Here is a 23,830-nt window from a genome sequence, read left to right on the forward strand (position 1 = left end):
TGATAAATGAACAGAGTTGATGAGATTATTGTTTGAGTGCGCTTTGATAAATTTATGGCAGGTAAAAGAGCCTTAGAGTCAATTGAATAATTAGTGAGCACGGATTTGGGTAATTAGTAATCACTTAGTCTCGCTTTCCTTGCTATTTGGATCAGTTTAAAACATAATGCGTGACGTCTTAGCAATAAGACAATCTATGGGGTCTTGTTGGTTCTCCCGCAACGCTAACTTGTTAACTCGGTCAGGTCCGGAAGGAAGCAGCCATGGCAGGTGTCGCGTGTGCCGGGATGTCGCTGGCAAGGCCCCACCCAATTTTTAGCCCTTCATGATTTTTAATCTCTCATCATTTCGAATCTCTTATCACTATTATCTTCTTAGATTTATTTTTCCTTATAATTTTACTCTCTATATGTGTTTTTTTGAGTTCTGTTTTCTTTGAATTTGAGAGTTAATATTATTGAATAGAAAACAGTACGCTCAATGCATTAATTTATTATGAGAAAATTTACGGTAGTGTTTATAAATGAGAGGAATATTTGGGTAAAGAAATGCAGTCATGCCGTAATAAGTTAACGGCATGATGGTGTGTAATTATTCTACTGATAAGAAAACGTGAATAAAACGATATCTAAATTAAGAACTAATAACCCTACTACTATAAAAAATAAAAATAGCAAAAATAAAACTAAGGTAATTAAATAGAACTAGATTATCTTACAAATTTCCAAACAGATGCTGGGATTTTATCATATAGCTTGTTCATTGTGAGTTCTGCTAAACGGTGGTCTGCTGCTGAATAAAACAGTTCCAGTTCATCATCAGAGAGTTCATATTTGTTTTTTTCAATTACACGTTCTAATGTTTCGATTGAAGTACATTTTCTTAAACGCATTAGATAGTCTGTCTTAGTCATGTTGTCTTTTCTCTATAATTAAAATAAAACTAAAGATAATTAAAATTACTTAATATAATTTTTTGGGTTTTTGGCAATAAGAGTTAGAAGTGACTGGTTTAACTCTTTCCAATTATTGATATCTGAGTAAGAAATTGATGTATTACCAAATAAACGATAAGTCTCTTCAAGATACTCTTCTATAAGCGTATTAATTACATGTTTATCTGGGTACTTAATCTTAAATTTCCAACTAAAGTCCATAATGTGTTCAATTAGGATATTAAGGTCAACGCTTTTTGTGCTACTCAGATCGTTGTGCCAAACCGTGCTGCCTTTATCTAATGAGTCTAAAGCTTGCTGTAATAACTCTTCGCACAAAAACGACAATTCGGCTAAATCTACTTTTTCTGGTGAATATTCGTCCATAACATATCGCAATTGAATTAATAGAAAATATTCATTAATAAAGATAAATACTTAAAGTTGAGCTTATTAATGAGATACATCACATAATTCATTAATGGATTAATAAAAACATAAACTTGAAAATAGGTGTTTATATTTACTCGTATGCTAAAAGGGTTTAATAATTATATTTATTATTTCTAACAAAGTAATAGCATATCGAAAGACAATACTAAATTGTATACGGAATTATACACGAATGAGTTTAAAACTTATACAATAAGTATTTCTTTGCTTAATATAGCACTATTATTACATAAGTCACTATCTGAACAACATAATTTTGTCTATTTTCGTAAAAATCAAGAAATCCCAATTGAAGAATATTCTCTTAACATAATGATTATATTGGTTTTTATTATATTTTCAAATGCTTAAGCGTGTAAATGAGGTATAAATATCGTTGTTATTTATAAATAACAGAACTACCTCATTTTGACAAAAAGTCACATATAAGAAAAAAAATAAAATGAATTTATTGATTAAAGAGATATTACCTAGAAATAATATAATGAAACAATTTTTCATTTTAAACAATACATCAATAGCTAAATAAAAAGGCCGCTTTCGCGACCTTTTTGGCATTATCACTTAAATTAGTGTGAATGATTTGGATGTTCTAAATCTTCATTTTTCTTCGCAAACCGTCTACGGATCACGACGAAGAAGATAGGAACGAAGTAGATAGCAAGGGAAGTCGCGGCAATCATACCACCGAATACACCTGTACCTACTGAGTTTTGAGCACCAGAACCTGCGCCGTTACTTAATACCAGAGGAATAACCCCTAACATAAAGGCCAGTGAAGTCATTAGAATTGGACGTAGACGCATTCTAACAGAGTCTAACGTTGCTTCTATGAGTCCTTTACCTTCTTTCTCCATCAAGTCTTTGGCGAATTCAACAATCAAGATTGCGTTTTTCGCCGATAACCCAATGGTTGTTAAGAGCCCAACCTTAAAGTAAACGTCGTTTTCCAGGCCTCTTAGTGATGTTAATGCAAGAGCACCAATAACACCTAGTGGAACGACTAACATGACAGAGAATGGTACTGACCAGCTTTCATAAAGAGCAGCAAGACAAAGGAATACAACTATCAAGGAAATGGTATACAGCGCAGGCGCTTGGTTACCAGATAAACGTTCTTGATATGACATTCCTGTCCACTCATAACCGATACCGCTTGGTAGTTTACTTGCAAGATCTTCCATCATAAGCATTGCATCACCACTACTTTGACCTGGTGTTGCACTACCTTGAATTTGAACTGCTGGTAAACCGTTATAACGCTCTAAACGAGGAGAGCCGTATAACCAAGGATCTTTACTTGTATCAATGAACGATGAGAATGGAACCATCTGACCGACATTGTTACGAACATAAAGATTACCAATATCTTGTGGCAACATACGGAATTGTGATTCAGCTTGAACGTAAACTTTCTTAACACGACCACGGTCGATAAAGTCGTTTACATAGCTACCACCAAACATCGTACCTAATGTTGAATAGATATCACTAATTGCAACACCTTGAGCTTGTGCTTTCTCTAGGTCGATATAGAGGCGATACTGTGAAGTATCTTCCTGACCGTTAGGACGCACGCCCATTAACATTTGAGGTTGTTGCGCTGCCATTCCGAGTAATTGATTTCTCGCTTCCATGAGTTTTTCGTGACCAAGGTTAGCTTTATCTATCAACTCGAATTCGAAACCACCCGCAGAGCCTAACTCAACAATCGCTGGAATATTAAATGAATAAACAAAGGCCTCCTTAATTTGGGATAGTGCCATGTTGGCACGTCCTACAATCGCCGGAACTTTGTCTTCATCCGCTTTACGTTCATCCCAATCATTCAATACAACGAAGACCAGACCCATATTTTGTCCTTGACCACCGAAGCCGAAGCCACTTACGGTAAAGACAGATTTAACGAGCTCTTTTTCATCAGTATTGAAGTAGTCGTTTACTCTTTCTAATACGTCCTGAGTCTGTTCTTGTGTTGAACCCGCAGGTAACTGAACCATTGTCAGTAATACCCCTTGGTCTTCTTCTGGTAAGAACGATGCGGGTAAGCGAATAAACATTAACGCCATACCTGCGACTAATAAAACGTAAATTAATAAGTAACGACCAGTACCACGAAGTGTACGGGATACACTATCAGTATAGTGATGGCTGCTTTTTTCAAAGGTACGGTTAAACCAACCAAAGAAGCCCGTTTGCACACCATGGCTGCCTTTTGGTATTGGTTTTAACATTGTTGCACAAAGTGCAGGTGTTAAAATCAATGCAACGAAAACAGACAGGATCATTGCTGATACGATGGTGATAGAGAACTGGCGATAAATCGCACCTGTTGAACCACCAAAGAATGCCATTGGAATAAATACCGCAGAAAGCACAAGGGCGATACCGACCAGCGCACTTTGGATTTGTCCCATAGATTTACGTGTTGCTTCTTTAGGCGATAAACCTTCTTCTTGCATAACACGTTCGACGTTTTCTACCACAACGATGGCGTCATCCACCAGAAGCCCGATGGCAAGCACCATCGCAAACATCGTCAAGGTATTTATCGAATAACCGAATGCCGAGAGTACGGCAAAGGTACCTAATAATACAACTGGTACTGCAATTGTTGGAATTAACGTAGCACGGAAGTTCTGTAAGAACAGATACATCACTACGAATACCAGCATGATTGCTTCAATAAGCGTTTTTACCACTTCGAAAATAGAGATCTTAACGAATGGCGTTGTATCATAAGGATAAACGACCTCTAATCCCGCAGGGAAGAATGGCTCCATTTCAGCTAATGCAGCACGTACCGCGGTTGCGGTATCTAATGCGTTAGCACCTGTTGCTAATTTAATACCGATACCAGAAGCAGGTAAGCCATTAAAGCGAGCAATAGTACTGTAGTTTTCTGCTCCCATTTCAACTATACCGAGATCTTTTAGCTTAACCTGAGAACCGTCGGTATTAACCTTCATCAGGATATCGCCAAATTGCTCTGCGGTATTGAGTCGAGTTTGAGCAATAATAGATACGTTTAAACGCTGACCAGGAACAGGAGGTGTGCCCCCTAATTGACCTGCTGCCACTTGGTTATTCTGTGCTCTAATCGCACCGATAACATCAAGTGTGGTCATGTTGTATTTCACCAGTTTATCGGGATCTAACCAAATACGCATCGCGTATTGAGTACCAAATAACTGGGTTTCACCCACACCGGTTACACGGCTTAATGGGTCTTTAATCGTTGCACCCACATAGTCTGCGATATCATCTTGTGACATTGAACCGTCAGCAGAGATAAAACCTGCAACCATCAAGAATGAACTTGAGGATTTATCAACACTAATCCCTTGCTGTTGCACTTCCTGAGGTAATAGCGGCATAGCAAGTTGCAATTTATTTTGCACCTGTACTTGCGCGATATCAGGATCAGTACCTGCTTCAAAGGTCAGAGTGATATTCATCATACCCGCTGAGTCACTGGTCGCAGACATATACACCATGTTATCGATACCATTCATATTCTGTTCGATAACTTGGGTAACTGTATTTTGCACAGTGGTGGCGTCAGCACCAGGATAAACCGCAGAGATAGAAATCGCTGGCGGTGCAATCGTTGGATACTGGGCTACAGGCAGTTTGATGAGTGCCAGAAGACCTGCGAGCATGGTAATTATCGCAATTACCCACGCAAATATCGGTCTATCTATAAAAAACTTAGGCATGGATCACCGACTCCTTATTGAGGATTCTTAGCTGGCTCAGTTTGTTCAGGTGATGGCTTCGCATCTAAATTCTCTTCTTGAGGCGTTACTGTCATTTTGGGTTTTGCTTTTTGCAATCCAGAAACGATAACGCGTTCACCAGCCTGAACACCACTATTAACGAGCCATTTATTACCAACAGCTTGTGACACATCGATGGTACGAACTTCAACAACATTGTCTTTATTAACAACCATTGTTGTCGCTTCACCACGAGCAGTACGGATCACAGCTTGCTGTGGGATCAAAATTGCATTTTGACGAATACCATTTTCTAATTTAGTGCGAACAAACATACCTGGTAATAATTCCCCATTTGGGTTAGGTACGATAGCACGCATCGTAATTGAGCCTGTTGTCTCATCAACAGTCACATCAGAAAATTCTAAATGACCTTTCTGTGCGTAAGCTTGCCCATTAGTCAATGTTAAATGAACAACAGGTTTGCCTTGCTCTTGACGAATAACGCCACTTTCAATTTCATTTTTAAGTTTCAGGTAATCTTCACTCGACTGCGTCACATTGACGTAAATCGGATCGATTTGCTGAACAGTTGTCAGTGCCACTTGCTGACCTGGAGCGACAAGTGCGCCTTCAGTCACAGTAGATTTACCTGAACGACCTGAAATAGGTGCTGTTACTTTTGTGTATTCAAGATTAATCTTTGCAGTTGTTACCGCGGCTTCGCCTGCTTTAACAGCAGCTACAGCTTGTGCATATTGAGATGTTGCAGTATCAAAATCTTGTTTACTGACGTAGTTTGTACCTAGCAGAGGCTTATAACGTTCCACAGTGAGACGCGCTATTTCAGCATTTGCTTTCGCTTTCGCTAATTCAGCTTTCGCACTATTTAAAGTTGCTTCAAAAATAGCTGGATCGATTTGATACAAAGATGTACCCGCTTCTACATAGCTACCTTCAGTATAATTGCGCTTTAAAATAATGCCGCCAACTTGAGGGCGAACTTCAGCAATACGGAAAGCTGATGTACGACCTGGTAAATCAGTAGTGATTGTCAGAGCTTCTGCTCCTAAAGTCACAACACCGACAGCCGGTGCAGGAGGTGGACCTCCAGCAGACTGTTTAGCTTTGTCGTCACATCCAGCAAGAACCAAGCTGCCTGATAGCACTAACAGAGCCAGAGGCAAAACCCCTCTGTTTTTTCGCATAAGAAAACCTCTATTCAAACGTTGTTTCCCGGGATAAAAATAATTAAGTTGATGATTGATTGCGATGTATAGTACAAACATACATGAATGTATGTAAATTAACTTCAGTCAAAATCGAGGATTAATGGCACGAAAAACTAAACGGCAGGCACAAGAAACAAAACAGCAGATTATTGATGCTGCACTTAGGTTGTTTACTGTGCAAGGCGTTTCTGCCACATCACTTTCAGATATTGCATCCGCGGCAGGTGTTACCCGAGGCGCAATATATTGGCACTTTAAAAATAAAGTGGATTTATTTACTGAAGCGTGCAAACTCACCGACTTAAAAATAGAATCTTTAGAATTAGAGTATCAAACAAAATATCCAGATGATCCACTATTTGTATTAAGAGAATTGCTTATTTACATATTGACATCCATTGTCGAAGATCCTAAACATAATTCACTTTTAGAAATATATTTCCATAAATGCGAATTTGTCGGTGAAATGACGCCAATTGTTGAAATTCGCAGAGAATTGTGTGCAGCGGATTATTCTAGAATAGAACAATCTTTATTTCGTTGTGTTGAGAAAAAACAGCTTCCTGCCAATCTTAATTTAAGAAGAGCTGCCATTATGTTAAGAGCCATGATGACGGGTCTTGCCGAAAATTGGTTATTTTCACCAGAAAGTTTCTCTATCAAAGATGAAAGTCAATATTTGGTTGATAGCTTTATTGATATGATAAAGCACAGCGCCAATATGAGAATATCAGCGTCATCTTAATTTATTATTAGACTTGAGGAAGAGGTTTATGAGTAAGATATTAGTTATTGCTAATGGTGCGGCTTATGGCAATGAATCATTATTTAACGCACTGCGTTTATCAATAACATTGAAAGAACAGCATCCAGAAACTGAATTAAATATTTTTTTAATGTCAGACGCAGTGACTGGGGCTTTAGCGCGTCAACAACCTAAAGAAGGTTATAACTTACAGCAAATGCTGGAAATTTTAACAGCACAAAATGTGCCTGTTAAACTATGCAAAACCTGTACAGACACTCGTGGTATCAGTGAGCTACCGCTTGTTGATGGTGCAGAATTAGGCACGTTAGTGGATTTAGCTCAGTGGACACTAGATGCTGATAAAATCCTGACTTTCTGATCATCATTTCGTTTTCTCGGGCGAGAAACAGACCAAGCAACTTGTGCTGTTTACAATGCCAATTTAAAGCAATTGGATTATAATAATAAACAGTTTTTCAATATTAATTGAACAAGTTGCTTAACTATGCGTACTCAAACTTTTTTTTCTCAGTTCGATAATCGAATAATGACGACTATTTTCGCCACGATTATTATGTTTGTTTTTTTGAGTTTCTCCATTAACTCAGTTTTAGCTGCAGTACCCAGTAATTTACCCACTCAAGAAAGTATTCAAAACCAGCTTAATTTATTAAACAAACGTAGCGAGTTAAGTGCAGAAGATAAATTAACGATTGCTGACTTAGAACAATCACTTTTATTACTTGATAATATTCAACAGCTAGAAAAAAAATTAGCAAGCTATGATAAAACCGTAGAGCAATTACCTGAAAAGCTGCGTAATGCACAATATCAACTTAATCAGTTAAAACAGAAAGTCGCTAATAAAGAAGTAGGCGACTATCAAAAGTCACTAGAAGCATTACCTTTAGCAACATTAGAATCACAATTAGAGACTGTCTTACAATCATTACAAAAAGCGCAAGACGATTTAGCCAATTACAGCAATGAACTTATTGTGTTACAAACACAACCAGAAAGAGCACAATCCGTTTTATTTAATAACTCAGAAAGACTGCAACAAATAAGAATATCATTGAATAAAAGTAGTGCAGATAAAGCACAAATGCGACCTTCAGCAGTACAATTATTGCAATTAGAACAATATTATCTTCAACAACAGAATAATTATCAAAAACGCACCTTACAATTTAATGTGCAGCTACAAAGCCTATTACAACTCCAACGTGATTATAGTTCTGCTTACATCGACCTTTCCCAAGAACATGCTCAACTCATTCAAGAAGAGATTAGTGATAAGCGTTTAGATAGTTCAGAAGAAACGGCGAAAGAAGCGCAAAGTACAGGACTTGAAAATCAAGAAATTAATAGCAATCCTTTTTATTTAGCACAAACAGAAATCAATAAACATCTTAGTGATAAGTTGATTGTTACAACGCAAAATAATAATGAGTTAAATCGCCATAGTTTAATGGTCAAAAATCGTTTAGACAGAGCTATTCAATCTGAACGAAATTTAAAAGAACAAATTGATGTTCTCAAAGGAAGCTTATTGCTTTCTCGTATCTTATTTGAAGAGCAAGTTGATTTACCGGATGGTATTTTTATTAATAACCTGCCCGATAAAATTGCGGACTTACGCTTAGAGCAGTTTGAAATAAACAAACAACGCGATCAAATAATACAGCCCAGTGTTTATATTGATCAGTTGATGCATGAATATCAAGTTGCTCATCCTGAAGCATCCGATCCTAATGCACAAAAAGAGTTACGTAGTGCATTAGAATTACTTGTTGATGCTAGACGTGAATTACTTGATAAGCTCAATAACCAATTGGGTAATCAAATTTCAGGTTCGATTAACCTACAAATGGATCAACAACAATTGCGTAGTGTGGTCAGTTCACTCGAAAACACATTGGCTCAGCAAATTTTCTGGGTAAGCAGCAATAAGCCTATTAATCTTAATTGGTTTTCAGCATTCCCCTCGCAGGCTGTTGCTGAGTTTCAAGGTGTTAAACTCAATTGGTCAAATGAAAATCTGCTGATCGGGGCTAAGAAATCACTTCCTGTTCTTATTGGGTTAATTTTGTTCGGTTCAATACTGATTTGGCAACGTAAAAAACTTGATATTCAGTTTGAAAAACTGAACGGGGATATAAATAAACTCAATAAAGATTCTCAGTTACATACACCGCTTGCTCTGGGAATTGTTTTTCTTAAAACTTTACCTCTGTCTTGTTTTGTTTTAGCGATAGGATATTGGCTAATAAATAGCTTTAATGTACAACAAGAGTTTATCTGGTCCTTCGCTTGGCAATTTGCGGTATTTTGGCTGATGTTCGAATGGTCTTATCGCTTAATGTCTGACAATGGTGTTGCAGTAAAACATTTTAAAATTCCTGTAGAGCGAGTCCAACAAAACCGTAAACGTTTATTACGGCTTTCTTTTCCTATGTTGCCGATTATTTTACTTTCCGCTTATGGCATTAATAATCCATTATTGCTGGTGGGCGATGTGATTGGGCAGTTGGTTGCGATTATTTCACTGTTTTGCATTAGTTTATGTGCATTGCCGTTTTGCCGCGAAATGTGGCAAGAAAAGGGGAATCATGTTGTTAGAACGGTTGTGATCACCCTATTAACATTTTCGCCTTTAATTTTAATGGGATTAGTCATTTTTGGTTATTACTATACGGCGTTGCGTTTAGCCAATCGCTGGATTGATAGCTTATATCTGCTTATGTTGTGGTTTATTGCTTATCACGCCAGTTTGCGCGGATTAACTGTTGCGGCGAGAAGGCTTGCATATCGTCGAGCGCTTGAACGTAGACAAGCTATGTTAAAAGAGAAAAAAGAAGGTGAAGATAACAGCCTTGAACCGATTCAAGAGCCGCCAATGGATATGGATCTAATCAATCAGCAATCATTAAGACTGACAACGATGATCTTATTTATCATCTTTGCTTCTAGTTTCTATGGAATTTGGTCTGATTTTATTACTGTTTTTACCTATTTAGATGGAATAACGCTCTGGAATTACACATTACCGACAGAACTCGGTAATGTGGTTAAGGCCGTGACTGTTGCCGATCTCTTATTGTCTGTTTCTATCATGGCAATCTCTTGGTTTATGACGCGAAATTTACCGGGTTTATTAGAGGTATTAATTTTATCGCGTATCAAACTGCAACAAGGCGCTTCTTACGCTATTACGACTATTTTAACCTACGTTATTATTGCTATTGGAACCATTGTCTCTCTGGGAATATTAGGTGTGGCATGGGAGAAATTACAATGGTTAGCGGCGGCTTTAACGGTAGGGTTAGGGTTTGGTTTACAAGAGATCTTTGCAAACTTTGTGTCTGGCTTAATTATTTTGTTCGAAAGACCTGTCAGAATTGGTGATACGGTTACTATTGGTACTTATTCTGGTACGGTTAGCCGAATTCGAATTAGAGCAACGACAGTGACTGACTTTGATCGCAAAGAAGTGATTATTCCAAATAAAGCGTTTGTAACCGAACGGCTTATTAACTGGACATTATCTGATACTGTCACACGCATTATTATTCAGGTGGGGGTGGCATATGGCTCTGATCTCGAGAAGGTCAAAGCGATCTTAATGAAGGCCGCTAAAGATAATATCAGAGTGATGACTGAACCAGAACCCGTGGTGCTATTTACTGAATTTGGGGCAAGTACCCTGAATCATGAATTGCGTTTTTATGTCAGAACATTAGGTGATAGAAGTATTGCAATAGATGAAGTTAACCGCGCTATTGATAAGCTATGTAATGAAAATAATATCAATATTGCGTTTAACCAACTTGATGTCTATTTGCATAATAAACAAGGTGATGAAGTACAAGAGATAAAACGTCCTCTTGATGGCTCAACACCTGATGCTAATACGCCTTTCGCTTAATTAAAGGGATGAATGAGTAGATTGTGTCGCTAATTTTTTTTCATAATCTTGGCGCACAATCTCGAGGGCTTCTAATGCTGTTTTAGGATCAATATGGTGGCTTTCAAGTAAATAGATAAGATCGACAGCCAATTGAACAGACTCTGGCGCTTCGTTTAAACTCATAATCACTTCCTTTAAAATTTATCTTCTTGTTTCTCAATGTTTTTTTCGATAGAAAACAAGGCGTTTTTGCAGCGCGCAAGGCGATTTTCAAGAGCAGCAATCTCTTTTTGTAACTCTTGTTGCTTCATAAAGCTCTGTGCTTGCATTAATGAAAGTTCTCTATCTTGGATCATGGCCTGTAATCGACGTTCATAATCCTGATGTTGGGCAAGTTTTTGGTATAAATCGACACTTTTTTTTCGTTGAGTAAGCTGGTTCTCTTGCTTTCTTAGTGTTTGTGTCGATAATTCACGAGTTAATGCTTCTATTTGTTGTAGGATTTGTGTAGCCAGAAATTTAACCTGCTGGCTTCGTTGTGCTTCAACACAAGCGATTAACTGGGTAAAATTATCGCGGATCTGTTGCATATAACCGTCAAGAGAATCACTTCGGCGGTGGAACAGTGCTGTGTCGAAGCAAGGTGCTGCAATTTTTTTGTTTGCAATAGGCGCCATTGTTTCGGCTAGATTGTCTATCTGTTTTTTAAACAAGCTTAAAGGATCGGGTTTAGTCATCTGGTTCTTGTCCCTGTTTTGATAAAAACATGAATTGACTTTAAGCAACAAAAAAGAGTTGTTAACTGGCTTTCTGTTGCATTTTAACGGCATATTGCATAGATTCTATCGTTTCGTTTTTTATTATGGCACTGATTATGACTGCTAACGCGCAACAACTGCAATTTATTAAAGACAGTATTGAAACCATTCCTGATTATCCAAAAGAAGGGATATTATTCCGTGATATCACTACATTATTAGATAATCCTGCTGCATATCAGACAACCATTGATTTATTGGTAGAATACTATCAAGGTCAGGGTATCACTAAAGTCGTGGGTACCGAAGCTCGCGGTTTCTTATTTGGTGCTCCGGTTGCTTTACGCCTCGGTGTTGGTTTTGTTCCTGTTCGTAAAAAAGGTAAATTGCCTCGCGAAACGCTCAGTGAAACTTATGATTTGGAATATGGCACAGATACTTTAGAGATCCACAAAGATAGCATTACGGATCAAGACAAAGTATTAATGGTTGATGATTTACTGGCAACCGGTGGCACCATTGAAGCAACTGCTCGTCTTATCCGCCGTTTAGGCGGGACTGTGACAGAAGCTGCATTCATTATCTGCTTACCTGATTTAGGCGGTATCCAACGCTTAGAAAAACAAGGTATTCACAGCTTTACGCTGGTTGATTTTCCAGGACATTAATTTCTTCACTGTTTAGAAAAGGGCTAATGAAGTTCTTATCGTAAACACAAGTAAGAGTGCGGGTGCTTATATATCGTTTATAAGTTTTTCTATTTTTATAAATGTATATTGCCCGCACAATTGTTACCTCTTACTTTATCTTTTATTTCAGCTGGTTCTTTCATTAATATCTCATTTGTTTCTTACAGATCTCGCTCAATAGGTCGCCCCTGTGTTAGCATAGAGATAAATCTTGTTCAAATTTAGCGGAATCAATGAGCTATCAGGTACTTGCCCGTAAGTGGCGCCCACAAACTTTTAACGATGTTGTCGGCCAACGTCATGTGTTGACGGCTTTAGCTAATGGTCTTGATCATCAGCGACTTCATCACGCCTACCTTTTTTCTGGCACTCGAGGTGTCGGAAAAACTACTATTGCCCGATTATTTGCCAAAGGGCTTAATTGTGAAACAGGTATTACGAGTAAACCTTGTGGTCAATGCGCAAATTGCCTTGAAATAGAACAAGGGCGTTTCGTTGATTTAATTGAAATCGATGCTGCATCTCGAACCAAGGTAGAAGATACCCGTGAACTGCTGGATAATGTGCAATATGCACCAGCTCGTGGCCGTTTTAAGGTCTACTTGATTGACGAAGTTCACATGCTTTCTCGTCACAGCTTTAATGCGTTACTAAAAACATTAGAAGAGCCGCCTGAGCACGTTAAATTCTTATTAGCGACGACAGATCCACAAAAATTACCTGTCACGATTTTATCGCGTTGCTTGCAATTTCATCTGCGAGCATTAGATATTGACCAAATAGCAACACAACTCGAAAAAGTACTTTTAGCAGAACATATTGAAAATGATGTAAGAGCACGTCAACTTATTGCACGCGCTGCTGATGGCAGTATGCGAGATGCATTAAGTTTAACAGACCAAGCCATTGCAAGTGGCGAAGGTGTCGTCAGTACGGAAGTGGTTAGCCAAATGCTTGGCACTATTGATGACGCTCAACCTTTAGCATTGATTGAAGCGTTGGTAAAAGCGGATGGTCAACAGGTCATGTCGCTGGTGAATGAAGTCGCTTCAAGAGGGACTGACTGGGAAAATTTCCTAGTGGAAACCCTCTCATTATTACATCAAATTGCCATGTTGCAGTTATTACCTAGTGAAGAAAATCCTCAAGAGCAATTTACTCAAGAGCGTCTACGTTTATTGGCTAAATCTGTTTCTCCACAAGATTTACAACTCTATTATCAAACTTTATTAGTCGGGCGAAAAGAACTGGCTTATGCACCAGATAGACGCATGGGGGTCGAAATGACCCTGCTACGTGCGCTTGCTTTTCATCCTAAAACAGTGATTGATGAAATACCTTCAGCGCCATTAGCACAAACTCTACCTTCAGCATCATTACCTACGAATAGAATGTCTGAACATTATGCTCCGCAAACTGTACAGACTCACTCGCCTCAAATGGCTCACCAATCTTCTTCGCCTATAGAAAAGAGTGCGTCATTAGGTAACAGCCCAGCAGCTCAACTTTTAAGAGCAAGGCAGGCAATCAAGGGGACGGAACAACAAACCCCGCCAAAAAAGTCTGAACCGGCGACGCCTAATCGGGCTAAGCCGGCTGCTAGTGCATTAGAGCGGCTAGCAGCCGTGAGTGAAAAACGCCAGCAAGTTGTGAAGCGTCAGACTAATGCGCCTGAAAAAAAGAAAAAAGAAGAGTATCAGTGGCGTCCGCAAAACCCTGAAATCATGTCAACGGAACAGGTTGTTTCTTCACCCAAAGAGATCAAAGAGGTTCTCGAATATGAAAAAACACCTGAATTAGCAGCGAAAATTGCTAAAGAGTCGCAAGAAAGAGATGCTTGGGCGGCTGAAATTGACAAAATGCCACTACCTAAATTAGTGCAACAACTGGCCTTAAATGCATATAAAGAGACAGTAAGCGAAGAAAACGTTATTTTGCATTTACGAACTAAACAGAAACATTTAAATTCAGCAAATGCGTTACGTACGCTGACTAATGCGTTAAGTGAATTGCATGGAAAAGCAATTTCACTCACAATTATAGAAGATGATAATCCAGCGGTAAAAACGCCGTTGGAGTGGCGACAAGCCATTTATGATGAAAAATTGGCGTTATCGCGTCAATCGATTATTACGGATAAAACGATTCAAACATTACAGCAATATTTTGATGCTGAATTGGATGAAGAGAGTATCCGACCTGTTTAATCGCAACATGTTGTATGACTTCATACTGTGTGGCTTTTACAAAGAGAGACAATTATGTTCGGAAAAGGTGGTTTGGGTAATCTGATGAAGCAAGCCCAACAAATGCAAGAAAAAATGCAACAAATGCAAGAAGAGATCGCAAACTTAGAAGTGACAGGTGAATCTGGCGCTGGCTTAGTTAAGATCACTATCAATGGTGCTCATAATTGCCGTCGTGTTGAAATCGATCCTAGCCTGCTAGAAGATGACAAAGAGATGCTAGAAGATTTGATTGCTGCTGCCTTTAATGATGCTGCACGTCGTATTGATGAAACACAAAAAGAAAAAATGGCTTCTGTTTCTAACGGTATGCAATTGCCACCAGGCTTTAAGATGCCATTCTAATGCAAACCAGCCCACTTCTTGAATCATTAATGGAAGCGTTGCGTTGTTTACCCGGTGTCGGGCCTAAATCAGCGCAACGAATGGCTTTCCAACTACTTCAACGCGATAGAAGCGGTGGTATGCGACTTGCACAAGCTCTCACACGCGCAATGTCTGAAATTGGTCATTGCTGTGATTGCCGAACTTTTACTGAAGAAGAGCGTTGTACCATCTGTGCCAATGTTCGCCGTCAGCAAAATGGGCAAATTTGTGTTGTCGAAAGTCCTGCGGATATTCATGCTATCGAGCAGACAGGGCAGTTTGCGGGTCGATACTTTGTTTTAATGGGGCATTTATCTCCTTTAGATGGTATTGGGCCTATGGATATTGGTTTAGATAGACTGGAAGAGCGCTTAAGCCAAGAAACTATTTCAGAAGTGATCTTGGCGACAAATCCGACTGTTGAAGGTGAAGCAACAGCCAATTACATTGCTGAAATTTGTGCTCAGTATGATATTGCTGCCAGCCGAATTGCCCATGGGGTTCCTGTGGGAGGTGAGCTTGAAATGGTCGACGGTACAACGCTTTCACACTCTATTGCTGGACGCCAAAAAATCCACTATTAACATCATAAATAGTTTATTAAAAAAGCACCTCTTTACTTAATGTATGAGGTGCTTTTTTTATCTTAAACTTCGAAAAAAAGTGCCGTTTTAACTAAAAATTAGTCCATTAAGCTGTAAGACGGTTTTTTTTAAGAAATATCTTTTATCTTCACTTTATTGCTTTTTTCTTTCTGATGAATTTTGCGTCTTTATGTTACATTAACCATTATCATGAAAAATAATAACTGAATGATGGAGCATCTTATGATCCCTGACGTAGCCTTGGTTGATAATAGTGAACAAAGAACCCCTCTTATCTTAGTGCTAGATAGCTCTGGTAGTATGTATGGGCAGCCTATCCAACAACTAAATGAAGGTCTTAAGTTACTTGAACAAGAACTAAAAAATGACGTTATTGCTGCAAAGCGTGTGCGTATTTTAGTGATTGAGTATGGCGGATATGACCAATGCACTATTCATGGTGATTGGAAAGATGCTATGGATTTTACGGCGCCTGTTTTAGAGGCAAATGGCACAACGCCGATGGGGCAAGCTATCACGCTGGCACTTGAAGAAATAGAAGCGGAAAAACAGCGTTTTAAACAAGCCGGTGTTGCTTATACTCGTCCTTGGCTATTCTTAATGTCTGATGGTGTACCAACCGATCAATGGGAACAGGCTGCACAGCTTTGTCGTCAAGCAGAAGAAAGCCAAAAAACAGCAGTATTTCCTATCATGGTTGATGGTGCATCAGCAGAGGTAATGGGCAGTTTTAGCCGTAATGGTGTTAATGGGGTGAAAATGCTTAAAGGGTTACAATTTAAAGAGTTGTTCTTGTGGCTAAGCGCCAGCATGCAAGTGGTGTCTCAATCAACACCGGGCGGCACGGCACAATTACCTTCTACGGATTCTTGGGCGAGTGTACCTGTTTGATGAACGATTGGTTAGCATATGGGGCATCGGTGACAGGAATTGCCCATCAAGAACGTCAAATTCCCTGTCAAGATGCTTATTTTATTCGCCGTAAAGGTGAATATCTTATCGCCGCTGTTTGTGATGGTGCAGGCTCCTCTCGTTATAGTGAACAAGGCGCTCAGCTTGTCGCTCGGTTATTTACGCTACGCATTACAGAGTGGCCAAACATTGATTTGTTAACCGAAAAACAGATAACACAAGGGGCTAAACAGCTTATTGAAGATATTCGACTGCAATTGGCTGAATATGCAGAAATAAAACAGTGTGCGCTTAATGAATATGCATCAACACTGGTTGCATGTTGGGTTGGTGATGATGGTGGTTATTTATTCCATTTAGGTGATGGCATTGCTGTAGTGGAATACTGCGATGGTACAAGTTATGTATCACAGCCTGAAAATGGGGAATATGCAAATCAAACTTGGTTTGTGACGTCAGAAAATTGGGATGCGCATTTACGCGTAATTCCTCTAAATAAACCAGTAAAACAAGTTATTTTGATGTCTGATGGTGTACAGCCTTTTGCCATGAATAAAGCGTGTGATGCACTTTATGAACCGTTTGTCACCCCTGTGATCCGTTATTTAAAAACAGTTTCAGAAGATAGCGGAAGTGAGGCATTAGCAGGGACTTTAGCTGATCCTCGAACGCATTCAATCACAGGCGATGACAAAACCTTAGTTATTTGCATCAGGGATGAAGAGTTGTGGTAAAAGCAAGAAAGAAAGGGATAGCTCAGTCAGTAGCTAGGCAATTACAAGATGAAAACGGTAAGATTTATCAAATAGGTGATTTGATAAAAAGCGGTGGTGCAGGTAGCGTTAGCCACATTAATAATGTCCCTTCTCAAGTCTCAAAAGTTTATCATGACAAAATTGATAAAGCCTATTATCTGAAAAAGATCACGGCAATGCAGAAGTTAGAACCTGCATTAAAGCCTGTTTCTGTTAACGGTACGCCTATTATCCAACTCGCATGGCCTCAAGCACGTTTATATAATAGCCAAAAGCAATTTGTTGGCTTTGTGATGCCGGAACTTGATGTCAAAAATACGATTGAGTTGGAATACATTCTTCAAGAACGCCAAGCCAAAGCTCATGGTTTACCTACTGGGATGGGTGCGAAAGTCAGTCTCGCATATAACCTTTGCTCATTGATTGACGCTTTACATCAGCAAGGGCATCGTATTATTGATATGAAACCGTTGAATTTGCGGTTTTATAAATCAAGCTTGTATATGTCTCTTCTCGATTGTGATGGATTTAGTATACAAGGAGAAAATACACGTTATCCTGCAGGGCAATTTACCGTTGAATATTTAGCGCCAGAATTTCAAGCCAAGCAAACTATTCCAGAAGCAGAAGAAGAGTGGCAAGATCGATTTGCTTTAGCTGTAATTATTTTTCAGTTGCTTAATTTTGGTATCCACCCTTTTAGTGGTCGCCCTAAAAATGACACTGTACCTACGGATATTCCAAGACGTATTGCTGGGCGCTTTTATGGTTATGGCATAAAAGCACATAATTTAATTTCACCCAGTGTAGCGAGTGGGCATAAACAATTACCTGATACATTAAGAACACTCTTTGATAAAGCATTTTCAGGAGCCCCTTCATTAAGACCCAGTGCTAAAACATGGGCTACGGCACTGTATGAATACGCACAACCTGAAAAACAGCAAATGTTGGTTTGCCAGAAAGATAAAAACCACCAGCATTTTGCGGGTAAAGCCTGTGCAGCATGTGCAAGGCAAGCTCAGTTACAGCAAGTTGCAACAACTCAAAAACAAAATCAAACGCAACAAGAACAGGTACGCCAAACAAGAGTACAAAATACTATTGCTAGACAAGCGACAATACGTACAGCTCCGTCTAAACCGATGCAACCTCCTGCCATTTTTATTGCTATAAAACAAGCTATAAGCAAAGTACCTAAGGTTATTTTACATACCGCTATTGCTATGACAGTCCCAGTAGTTTTGGGTTTATTACTGATGAACTTTATTCCACAAGGAGCCAGCGGTAGTTTAGGCTCTAGTTGGGTCGCTGATTTAATCAAAGCGGATTATATTGAACAAATACTCATAACGATGTTGAGTGTGATGTTTTTAATGGTTTCAGCCATTATTTTGTTAGTTATTTTTGTTTTCCCTTCAATGCATATTTTGAAAAGAAAGCCATAGTTTAGGGAAAATAACATGAAAAAAAGAATAAAGCTGATCCTGATTATTATTGGCGTTATAACATTACTGTTCCCTTTTTGGTTGCCAGCCTTCTTGGTTTCCACTTTTAGCTTAATTGATGGTTTTAATAGTCAAATTCTCCCCTCATCGGTTCGCTTTGATGAACGTAATTTCTTACTGGGATTGTGGCTAGGTTCTCTTATTATGACGATTGTAATGTTATTGCAATCGTGGAGAGCTAAAAATATTTACTATTTATTCGGTGGGGGACTCGTGCTTTTAATGGCGCTGGGTGTGTCATTTTCGGTGATCCCAAAGAATGAATTAGAAGATCGTCGTCGTTTTGTTTTACAAAATATTGAGCAGTCAGAATGGCAAAATTATCATTATTTTGTTGTTAATAGTGAAGATGATATTCGTAAAGTTATTCGGTCTAATCAAGCTAAAGCATTGGCATCGCTTAGCGCGATTGAAAAAACACGAATAGCTTTACCAGGATTAGATTATTTTAGTGATGATGTGGTTGCTGCGACAAAAGCGAAAGACGCTTATTTAGTTCATGCAAAAGGCACACCAGAACGTACGGACGCTTTAAAAACACTCAATTTTTATGGCGACTGGCTATTAAATCAACCTGAGATTATGGTTGCTCAGGCGTTAGCTTCCCTTTCAAGTAGTCATGATGCTCAATTAACGCAATCAGGTATTAATGTTATTGCTGTTGCACCCTTATCACCTGAAGCATGGCAAGTTTTAGCACTGACTTATATTGCTCATCGTTCTCCCGATGCTCAAGTTGAAAAAGCGATGTTAGCGTTAATGGTAGCGGATACACTGACACAGGCTAAACAAGCTCGTCATGATGTTTCAGCACAACAATTATTGAAAAAAGCAATTTCAGAGCTTACTGAAAATCAGCGTCAGATTTATCAGATATTACAAGCGCGTGTTATTGAAGATCGTTATTATCGACAAAATAGCTCTCCTCCTGAAGATGTCACAACGTTGGCAAATCAACGATTACCAGTGAGTAACGCAATAAATAGTGATTTAACCACTTATCTTGAAATGCAATCAATGATGGAAAAACAGTATCCCGGAGAAGTGATAGTTGAATCACCTAATGAAGTAAAAAACTTAACTGAGATCCGTTATCCGACAATTAGAAGATATATCCCTCGTGCAGAGGTTATTTTATCCATTGATGTCGATCCTCAAGGGCGTATTTCAGGGCTTTGGGTGCAAAACAGTAGTGGTGTTGATGCTTTTGATGATCAAGCCGTGAGCGCAGCTCGTCATTGGCGTTTTATGCCAAATAAAGACGGATATCGCCAACGTGTAACAGTGCGTTTTGAAAGCACTCGCCTTGGTTGGAAAGAGTATGCTGTTAAGTTGCAATCAACATTGATCAAACTGGTTAAAGCTTACGCAAGACAAGAAGCAAAAGGGATAACACTTAGCGAAAATATTTATTCAGAATTGAAAAAACAAGCGCCAGAATTAGACGATGAAAGAGAACTAACTCGCTCTAGCTATGATCCTTATGCTTCTTATTACCCTAGACTATCGCAAAAGCAGCAAGAAAAGCGAGCTGCGCTACAAGCAATCTTAAAAGAGTTGCAGGCATTGCCTAATAGCGAGAATAATCATGAAAATTGGGATAACAGTATTCGCTTTTTAAATGAAAAGCTCGCTCTTCATCAAGATAATGCCGATATTGTGAGAACAGTGGCGCGTTTTGAATTGCAATATTACAACATAGGAACAAATAATTTAGCAAGATCGCCTAATATTTATCCTCAAGAAAAAAGATATTGGCAAACCTTATTACTTAATGCACGTACACATTTTGAACAGGCTATTGCATTAGATCCTGATCGTGAAGATGTCTGGTTAGGTTGGGGAATAACATGGCTCGATGAAGATCCTGAAATTGCAGCGGGTGCATTTGCTAAAGCCTCACAGCAGAAGTCAACAGAAAGTATTGGTTCTCTTATGCAACTGTTAGAAATGCGTATGGTGATGGATACACTTGAAGGCGTGCGTTTAGAGCGTTATCAGACCTTGCGCGCAAGAATGGATATGCGTTATTTACCTGAAGATATCGAAATTAAGCCTGAAGATGATTATCTCAGTGTTGATTTAACTCAGATTCAATTAGCTCAACGTGCAATACCCGCATCAGATCCGAATAGCAAAGTTGTTCGCTTACCATTGAATACCGATAAAATTGAGCAATCAAATCGAACATTTAGTATTGATTTCTCATCAGCCAATATCAATGGCGGTGATCAGGTATTACCGAAAGTGAAGGCACCTAGCACAGCACCTAAAACAGGGGATATGATCTTACAACTTGATGTTGATCCTCAAGGTGTTCCTACCGTGGTTTTATTGAAATCTGGCAGTGGTGACATGAGCATAGATAATGCTGTTATTGATGCTGCATATCAATGGCGTTTTAATGGTTCACCAGTTCGAAAAGGTAGTGTGCTTTTGATATCAGTTCAATTTAGCCAATAATTACCATTTAATTAAATAATTGTTATAAAAAACCTCCTTTTTTGTTGGTGAAAAGGGGGTTTTCTTCTTTTTAGTGATTTTCTAACTTATTGAAAGTCATAAATTTGTTATCTTGATCACAAAAAAATCACCATTTAAAAATAGTAGAACCACTTAACTCAGAAAACAGACCGCTTAATTCTTTATACAACCGCTAAGAGATTTAATCACATCATTCCAATGTAAGAATTCTTATTATGTCGCTGCGGGTAGTTATCTTTTAGATTCGCTCAAATAATTTTCTGCTGTCCCGCATTACTCTTTGGCTGTTCGGTCTTGCCTGAAAAAAAGGTGTCTCATGAACAAAAATGCATTTTTAAAGCACGTACCTTGGGTGATCCTCGGGATTATCGGTGCTTTTTGTCTTTCAGTGGTTGCACTTCGCCGTGGTGAACACGTCAGTGCACTATGGATAGTTGTTGCTTCTGTTGCTGTCTACTTAGTTGCTTATCGTTACTATAGTCTTTACATCGCTCAAAAAGTGATGAAGTTAGATCCAACTCGAGCTACACCTTCTGTTGTTAACAATGACGGTTTGAACTACGTTCCAACTAACCGTTATGTTTTATTTGGTCACCACTTTGCTGCTATCGCAGGTGCGGGTCCTTTAGTTGGACCCGTTCTTGCTGCTCAAATGGGGTACTTACCGGGTACACTTTGGCTATTAGCTGGGGTTGTGCTTGCTGGTGCAGTACAAGACTTTATGGTGTTGTTTATTTCAACGCGCCGTAATGGTAACTCACTTGGTGAGATGATAAAGAAAGAGATGGGTCCAGTTCCGGGTACTATCGCTTTATTCGGCTGTTTCCTTATCATGATCATCATTCTTGCTGTGCTTGCACTTATCGTTGTTAAGGCATTAGCAGAAAGCCCATGGGGTGTATTTACTGTTTGTTCAACAGTACCTATTGCCCTGTTTATGGGTATCTACATGCGTTATATCCGTCCAGGTCGTGTCGGTGAAGTATCTGTTATTGGTATTGTCTTACTGATCGCAGCGATTTGGTTTGGTGGTGTTATTGCTCACGACCCATTCTGGGGCCCAGCGTTAACCTTTAAAGATACAACAATTACTTTTGGTCTTATTGGTTATGCTTTCGTGTCTGCATTATTACCAGTATGGTTAATTCTTGCACCACGTGACTATTTAGCAACTTTCCTGAAAATTGGTGTTATCGTTGGTTTAGCTGTAGGTATTGTGATTTTAAACCCTGAACTGAAAATGCCAGCAGTTACTCAATACATCGATGGTACTGGACCATTATGGAAAGGGGCTTTATTCCCATTCTTATTTATCACTATCGCTTGTGGTGCCGTTTCTGGTTTCCACGCCCTGATTGCTTCAGGTACAACACCTAAGCTTATCGCAAATGAAATGGATGCGCGTTTTATTGGTTATGGTGCAATGTTAATGGAATCATTCGTTGCGATCATGGCGCTAGTCGCTGCATCTATCATTGAACCAGGCCTGTATTTTGCTATGAATACCCCACCATCAGGTTTAGGCATTACAATGCCGAATCTACATGAATTAGGTGGTGAAAATACAGCTGTTATCATGGGGCAGTTAAAAGAAGTTACCGTACATGCAGCTGCAACAGTCAGTTCATGGGGCTTTGTTATCTCTCCAGAAGAAATCTTACAAACAGCGAAAGATATTGGTGAACCTTCCGTATTAAACCGTGCTGGTGGTGCGCCTACCTTAGCGGTTGGTATCGCGATGGTGTTCCATAAAATCATTCCTGCTGCGGATATGGGCTTCTGGTATCACTTTGGGATCTTGTTTGAAGCGCTCTTTATTTTAACCGCATTAGACGCAGGTACACGTTCTGGTCGCTTCATGCTTCAAGACTTATTAGGTAACTTTATTCCTTACTTGAAGAAAACAAACTCGTTCATTCCGGGTGTGATTGGTACAGCGGGTTGTGTCGGCTTATGGGGATATCTGTTATACCAAGGTGTTGTTGACCCATTAGGCGGCGTTAAGAGCTTGTGGCCACTGTTTGGTATTTCAAACCAAATGTTAGCGGCGGTTGCTCTGGTATTAGGTACTGTTATCTTAATTAAGATGAAACGTACTAAATATATTTGGGTGACAGTTGTTCCGGCAGTATGGTTATTAATTTGTACAACATGGGCATTAGGTCTGAAACTCTTCAGCGATGATCCACAAATGGAAGGTTTCTTCTACTTAGCAAATGAATACAAAGCTAAGATCTTAGCGGGTGGTGCGGACTTAACTGCGGTTGAAATTAACAATATGAATCATATTGTAATTAATAACTACACCAATGCTGGTTTAAGTATTCTATTCTTGTTAGTTGTTTACAGCATCATTTTCTACGGTTTCCGTACCGCAATGAAAGCGCGTAAAAATCCAGAAGAAACAGCACAAGAAACACCGTATGTTCCTATGCCAAAAGATGTAAAAGTGTCCTCAGGTCACTAATTTAGGTAAATAGGTTAAACCCCCGCGCTGGCTTACTAGTGCGG

General features: G+C 39.1%; 18 protein-coding genes and 1 other RNA gene. 13 read left to right on the top strand and 6 right to left on the bottom strand.

Features of this window, described 5'->3' with window-relative positions; all coding sequences use genetic code 11:
- The first annotated feature begins 205 nt into the window (after positions 1-205).
- Positions 206-302, top strand: an RNA gene (gene ffs, locus GWI59_RS16230) — signal recognition particle sRNA small type.
- A gap of 407 nt (positions 303-709) precedes the next feature.
- Here ffs and GWI59_RS16235 read toward each other — a convergent pair.
- The 4 genes from GWI59_RS16235 to GWI59_RS16250 all read right to left on the bottom strand — a co-directional run bounded on the left by GWI59_RS16235 (position 710) and on the right by GWI59_RS16250 (position 6,314).
- Entirely contained in the window at positions 710-913 is a 204-nt protein-coding gene (locus GWI59_RS16235; RefSeq protein WP_006535062.1) for an HHA domain-containing protein, read from the bottom strand.
- Between the two features lie 45 nt (positions 914-958).
- On the bottom strand, positions 959-1,321 hold the full coding sequence (tomB, locus tag GWI59_RS16240; RefSeq protein WP_072063656.1) for an Hha toxicity modulator TomB: 363 nt from the start codon (positions 1,319-1,321) through the stop codon (positions 959-961).
- A gap of 635 nt (positions 1,322-1,956) precedes the next feature.
- The gene (locus GWI59_RS16245) at positions 1,957-5,106 is read right to left on the bottom strand and encodes an efflux RND transporter permease subunit (protein ID WP_109847872.1); all 3,150 of its coding nucleotides are present in this window, start codon (positions 5,104-5,106) and stop codon (positions 1,957-1,959) included.
- 14 nt (positions 5,107-5,120) lie between these two features.
- Positions 5,121-6,314 (bottom strand): efflux RND transporter periplasmic adaptor subunit, encoded by a 1,194-nt coding sequence (locus tag GWI59_RS16250; protein WP_072063654.1) that lies wholly within the window; start codon positions 6,312-6,314, stop codon positions 5,121-5,123.
- Positions 6,315-6,438: 124 nt separating this feature from the next.
- Here GWI59_RS16250 and acrR point away from each other — a divergent pair, with 124 nt between their 5' ends.
- The 3 genes from acrR (at position 6,439) to mscK (ending at position 11,014) form a co-directional block, all read left to right on the top strand.
- A complete protein-coding gene (acrR, locus tag GWI59_RS16255) occupies positions 6,439-7,083 on the top strand; it encodes a multidrug efflux transporter transcriptional repressor AcrR (protein WP_006535057.1) in 645 nt (214 codons plus the stop codon).
- Between the two features lie 28 nt (positions 7,084-7,111).
- Positions 7,112-7,465: a DsrE/DsrF/TusD sulfur relay family protein gene (locus GWI59_RS16260; protein ID WP_006535056.1), complete on the top strand. Its 354-nt coding sequence runs from the start codon at positions 7,112-7,114 to the stop codon at positions 7,463-7,465.
- Between the two features lie 126 nt (positions 7,466-7,591).
- Positions 7,592-11,014 carry a mechanosensitive channel MscK gene (gene mscK, locus GWI59_RS16265; RefSeq protein WP_229096504.1) on the top strand — a complete coding sequence of 1,141 codons (3,423 nt, stop codon included), beginning with the start codon at positions 7,592-7,594 and terminating at the stop codon, positions 11,012-11,014.
- Here the strand turns inward: mscK and rsmS are convergent, their stop codons facing one another.
- Both rsmS and priC read right to left on the bottom strand, forming a co-directional pair.
- The gene (gene rsmS, locus GWI59_RS16270; protein WP_072063650.1) at positions 11,015-11,179 is read right to left on the bottom strand and encodes a pleiotropic regulatory protein RsmS; all 165 of its coding nucleotides are present in this window, start codon (positions 11,177-11,179) and stop codon (positions 11,015-11,017) included.
- Positions 11,180-11,190: 11 nt separating this feature from the next.
- Entirely contained in the window at positions 11,191-11,733 is a 543-nt protein-coding gene (priC, locus tag GWI59_RS16275) for a primosomal replication protein PriC (protein WP_072063649.1), read from the bottom strand.
- Positions 11,734-11,870: 137 nt separating this feature from the next.
- Between priC and apt the strand changes: the two genes are divergently transcribed.
- The 9 genes from apt (at position 11,871) to GWI59_RS16320 (ending at position 23,786) form a co-directional block, all read left to right on the top strand.
- On the top strand, positions 11,871-12,422 hold the full coding sequence (gene apt, locus GWI59_RS16280) for an adenine phosphoribosyltransferase (RefSeq protein ID WP_161725098.1): 552 nt from the start codon (positions 11,871-11,873) through the stop codon (positions 12,420-12,422).
- A 254-nt stretch (positions 12,423-12,676) separates the two neighbouring features.
- Positions 12,677-14,650, top strand: coding sequence for a DNA polymerase III subunit gamma/tau (gene dnaX / locus GWI59_RS16285; RefSeq protein WP_072063647.1), 1,974 nt, complete (start codon positions 12,677-12,679; stop codon positions 14,648-14,650).
- 54 nt (positions 14,651-14,704) lie between these two features.
- Entirely contained in the window at positions 14,705-15,034 is a 330-nt protein-coding gene (locus tag GWI59_RS16290; protein ID WP_072063646.1) for a YbaB/EbfC family nucleoid-associated protein, read from the top strand.
- Positions 15,034-15,639 (top strand): recombination mediator RecR, encoded by a 606-nt coding sequence (gene recR / locus GWI59_RS16295; protein WP_069368552.1) that lies wholly within the window; start codon positions 15,034-15,036, stop codon positions 15,637-15,639. The genes GWI59_RS16290 and recR overlap by 1 nt, the downstream gene beginning before the upstream one ends.
- 243 nt (positions 15,640-15,882) lie before the next feature.
- Positions 15,883-16,551: a vWA domain-containing protein gene (locus GWI59_RS16300; RefSeq protein WP_196543904.1), complete on the top strand. Its 669-nt coding sequence runs from the start codon at positions 15,883-15,885 to the stop codon at positions 16,549-16,551.
- Positions 16,551-17,306, top strand: coding sequence for a PP2C family serine/threonine-protein phosphatase (locus GWI59_RS16305; protein ID WP_161725100.1), 756 nt, complete (start codon positions 16,551-16,553; stop codon positions 17,304-17,306). The genes GWI59_RS16300 and GWI59_RS16305 overlap by 1 nt, the downstream gene beginning before the upstream one ends.
- Positions 17,300-18,775 (top strand): DNA-binding protein, encoded by a 1,476-nt coding sequence (locus tag GWI59_RS16310; protein WP_161725102.1) that lies wholly within the window; start codon positions 17,300-17,302, stop codon positions 18,773-18,775. Before GWI59_RS16305 ends, GWI59_RS16310 begins: the two co-directional genes overlap by 7 nt.
- Positions 18,776-18,790: 15 nt before the next feature.
- Positions 18,791-21,298, top strand: coding sequence for an energy transducer TonB family protein (locus tag GWI59_RS16315; RefSeq protein WP_161671070.1), 2,508 nt, complete (start codon positions 18,791-18,793; stop codon positions 21,296-21,298).
- A 337-nt stretch (positions 21,299-21,635) separates the two neighbouring features.
- The gene (locus tag GWI59_RS16320; protein ID WP_006535035.1) at positions 21,636-23,786 is read left to right on the top strand and encodes a carbon starvation CstA family protein; all 2,151 of its coding nucleotides are present in this window, start codon (positions 21,636-21,638) and stop codon (positions 23,784-23,786) included.
- Positions 23,787-23,830: the final 44 nt, after the last annotated feature.

The organism is Proteus sp. G2673, assembly GCF_009915125.1.
Lineage (GTDB): Bacteria > Pseudomonadota > Gammaproteobacteria > Enterobacterales > Enterobacteriaceae > Proteus > Proteus penneri.

Coding starts and splice junctions, on each gene's coding strand:
- priC (WP_072063649.1), bottom strand. CDS start 11,733: ATGACTAAACCCGATCCTTTAAGCTTGTTTAAAAAACAGATAGACAAT.
- acrR (WP_006535057.1), top strand. CDS start 6,439: ATGGCACGAAAAACTAAACGGCAGGCACAAGAAACAAAACAGCAGATT.
- GWI59_RS16300 (WP_196543904.1), top strand. CDS start 15,883: ATGATCCCTGACGTAGCCTTGGTTGATAATAGTGAACAAAGAACCCCT.
- mscK (WP_229096504.1), top strand. CDS start 7,592: ATGCGTACTCAAACTTTTTTTTCTCAGTTCGATAATCGAATAATGACG.
- GWI59_RS16305 (WP_161725100.1), top strand. CDS start 16,551: ATGAACGATTGGTTAGCATATGGGGCATCGGTGACAGGAATTGCCCAT.
- tomB (WP_072063656.1), bottom strand. CDS start 1,321: ATGGACGAATATTCACCAGAAAAAGTAGATTTAGCCGAATTGTCGTTT.
- dnaX (WP_072063647.1), top strand. CDS start 12,677: ATGAGCTATCAGGTACTTGCCCGTAAGTGGCGCCCACAAACTTTTAAC.
- GWI59_RS16320 (WP_006535035.1), top strand. CDS start 21,636: ATGAACAAAAATGCATTTTTAAAGCACGTACCTTGGGTGATCCTCGGG.
- GWI59_RS16315 (WP_161671070.1), top strand. CDS start 18,791: ATGAAAAAAAGAATAAAGCTGATCCTGATTATTATTGGCGTTATAACA.
- recR (WP_069368552.1), top strand. CDS start 15,034: ATGCAAACCAGCCCACTTCTTGAATCATTAATGGAAGCGTTGCGTTGT.
- GWI59_RS16235 (WP_006535062.1), bottom strand. CDS start 913: ATGACTAAGACAGACTATCTAATGCGTTTAAGAAAATGTACTTCAATC.
- apt (WP_161725098.1), top strand. CDS start 11,871: ATGACTGCTAACGCGCAACAACTGCAATTTATTAAAGACAGTATTGAA.
- GWI59_RS16260 (WP_006535056.1), top strand. CDS start 7,112: ATGAGTAAGATATTAGTTATTGCTAATGGTGCGGCTTATGGCAATGAA.
- rsmS (WP_072063650.1), bottom strand. CDS start 11,179: ATGAGTTTAAACGAAGCGCCAGAGTCTGTTCAATTGGCTGTCGATCTT.
- GWI59_RS16245 (WP_109847872.1), bottom strand. CDS start 5,106: ATGCCTAAGTTTTTTATAGATAGACCGATATTTGCGTGGGTAATTGCG.
- GWI59_RS16250 (WP_072063654.1), bottom strand. CDS start 6,314: ATGCGAAAAAACAGAGGGGTTTTGCCTCTGGCTCTGTTAGTGCTATCA.
- GWI59_RS16290 (WP_072063646.1), top strand. CDS start 14,705: ATGTTCGGAAAAGGTGGTTTGGGTAATCTGATGAAGCAAGCCCAACAA.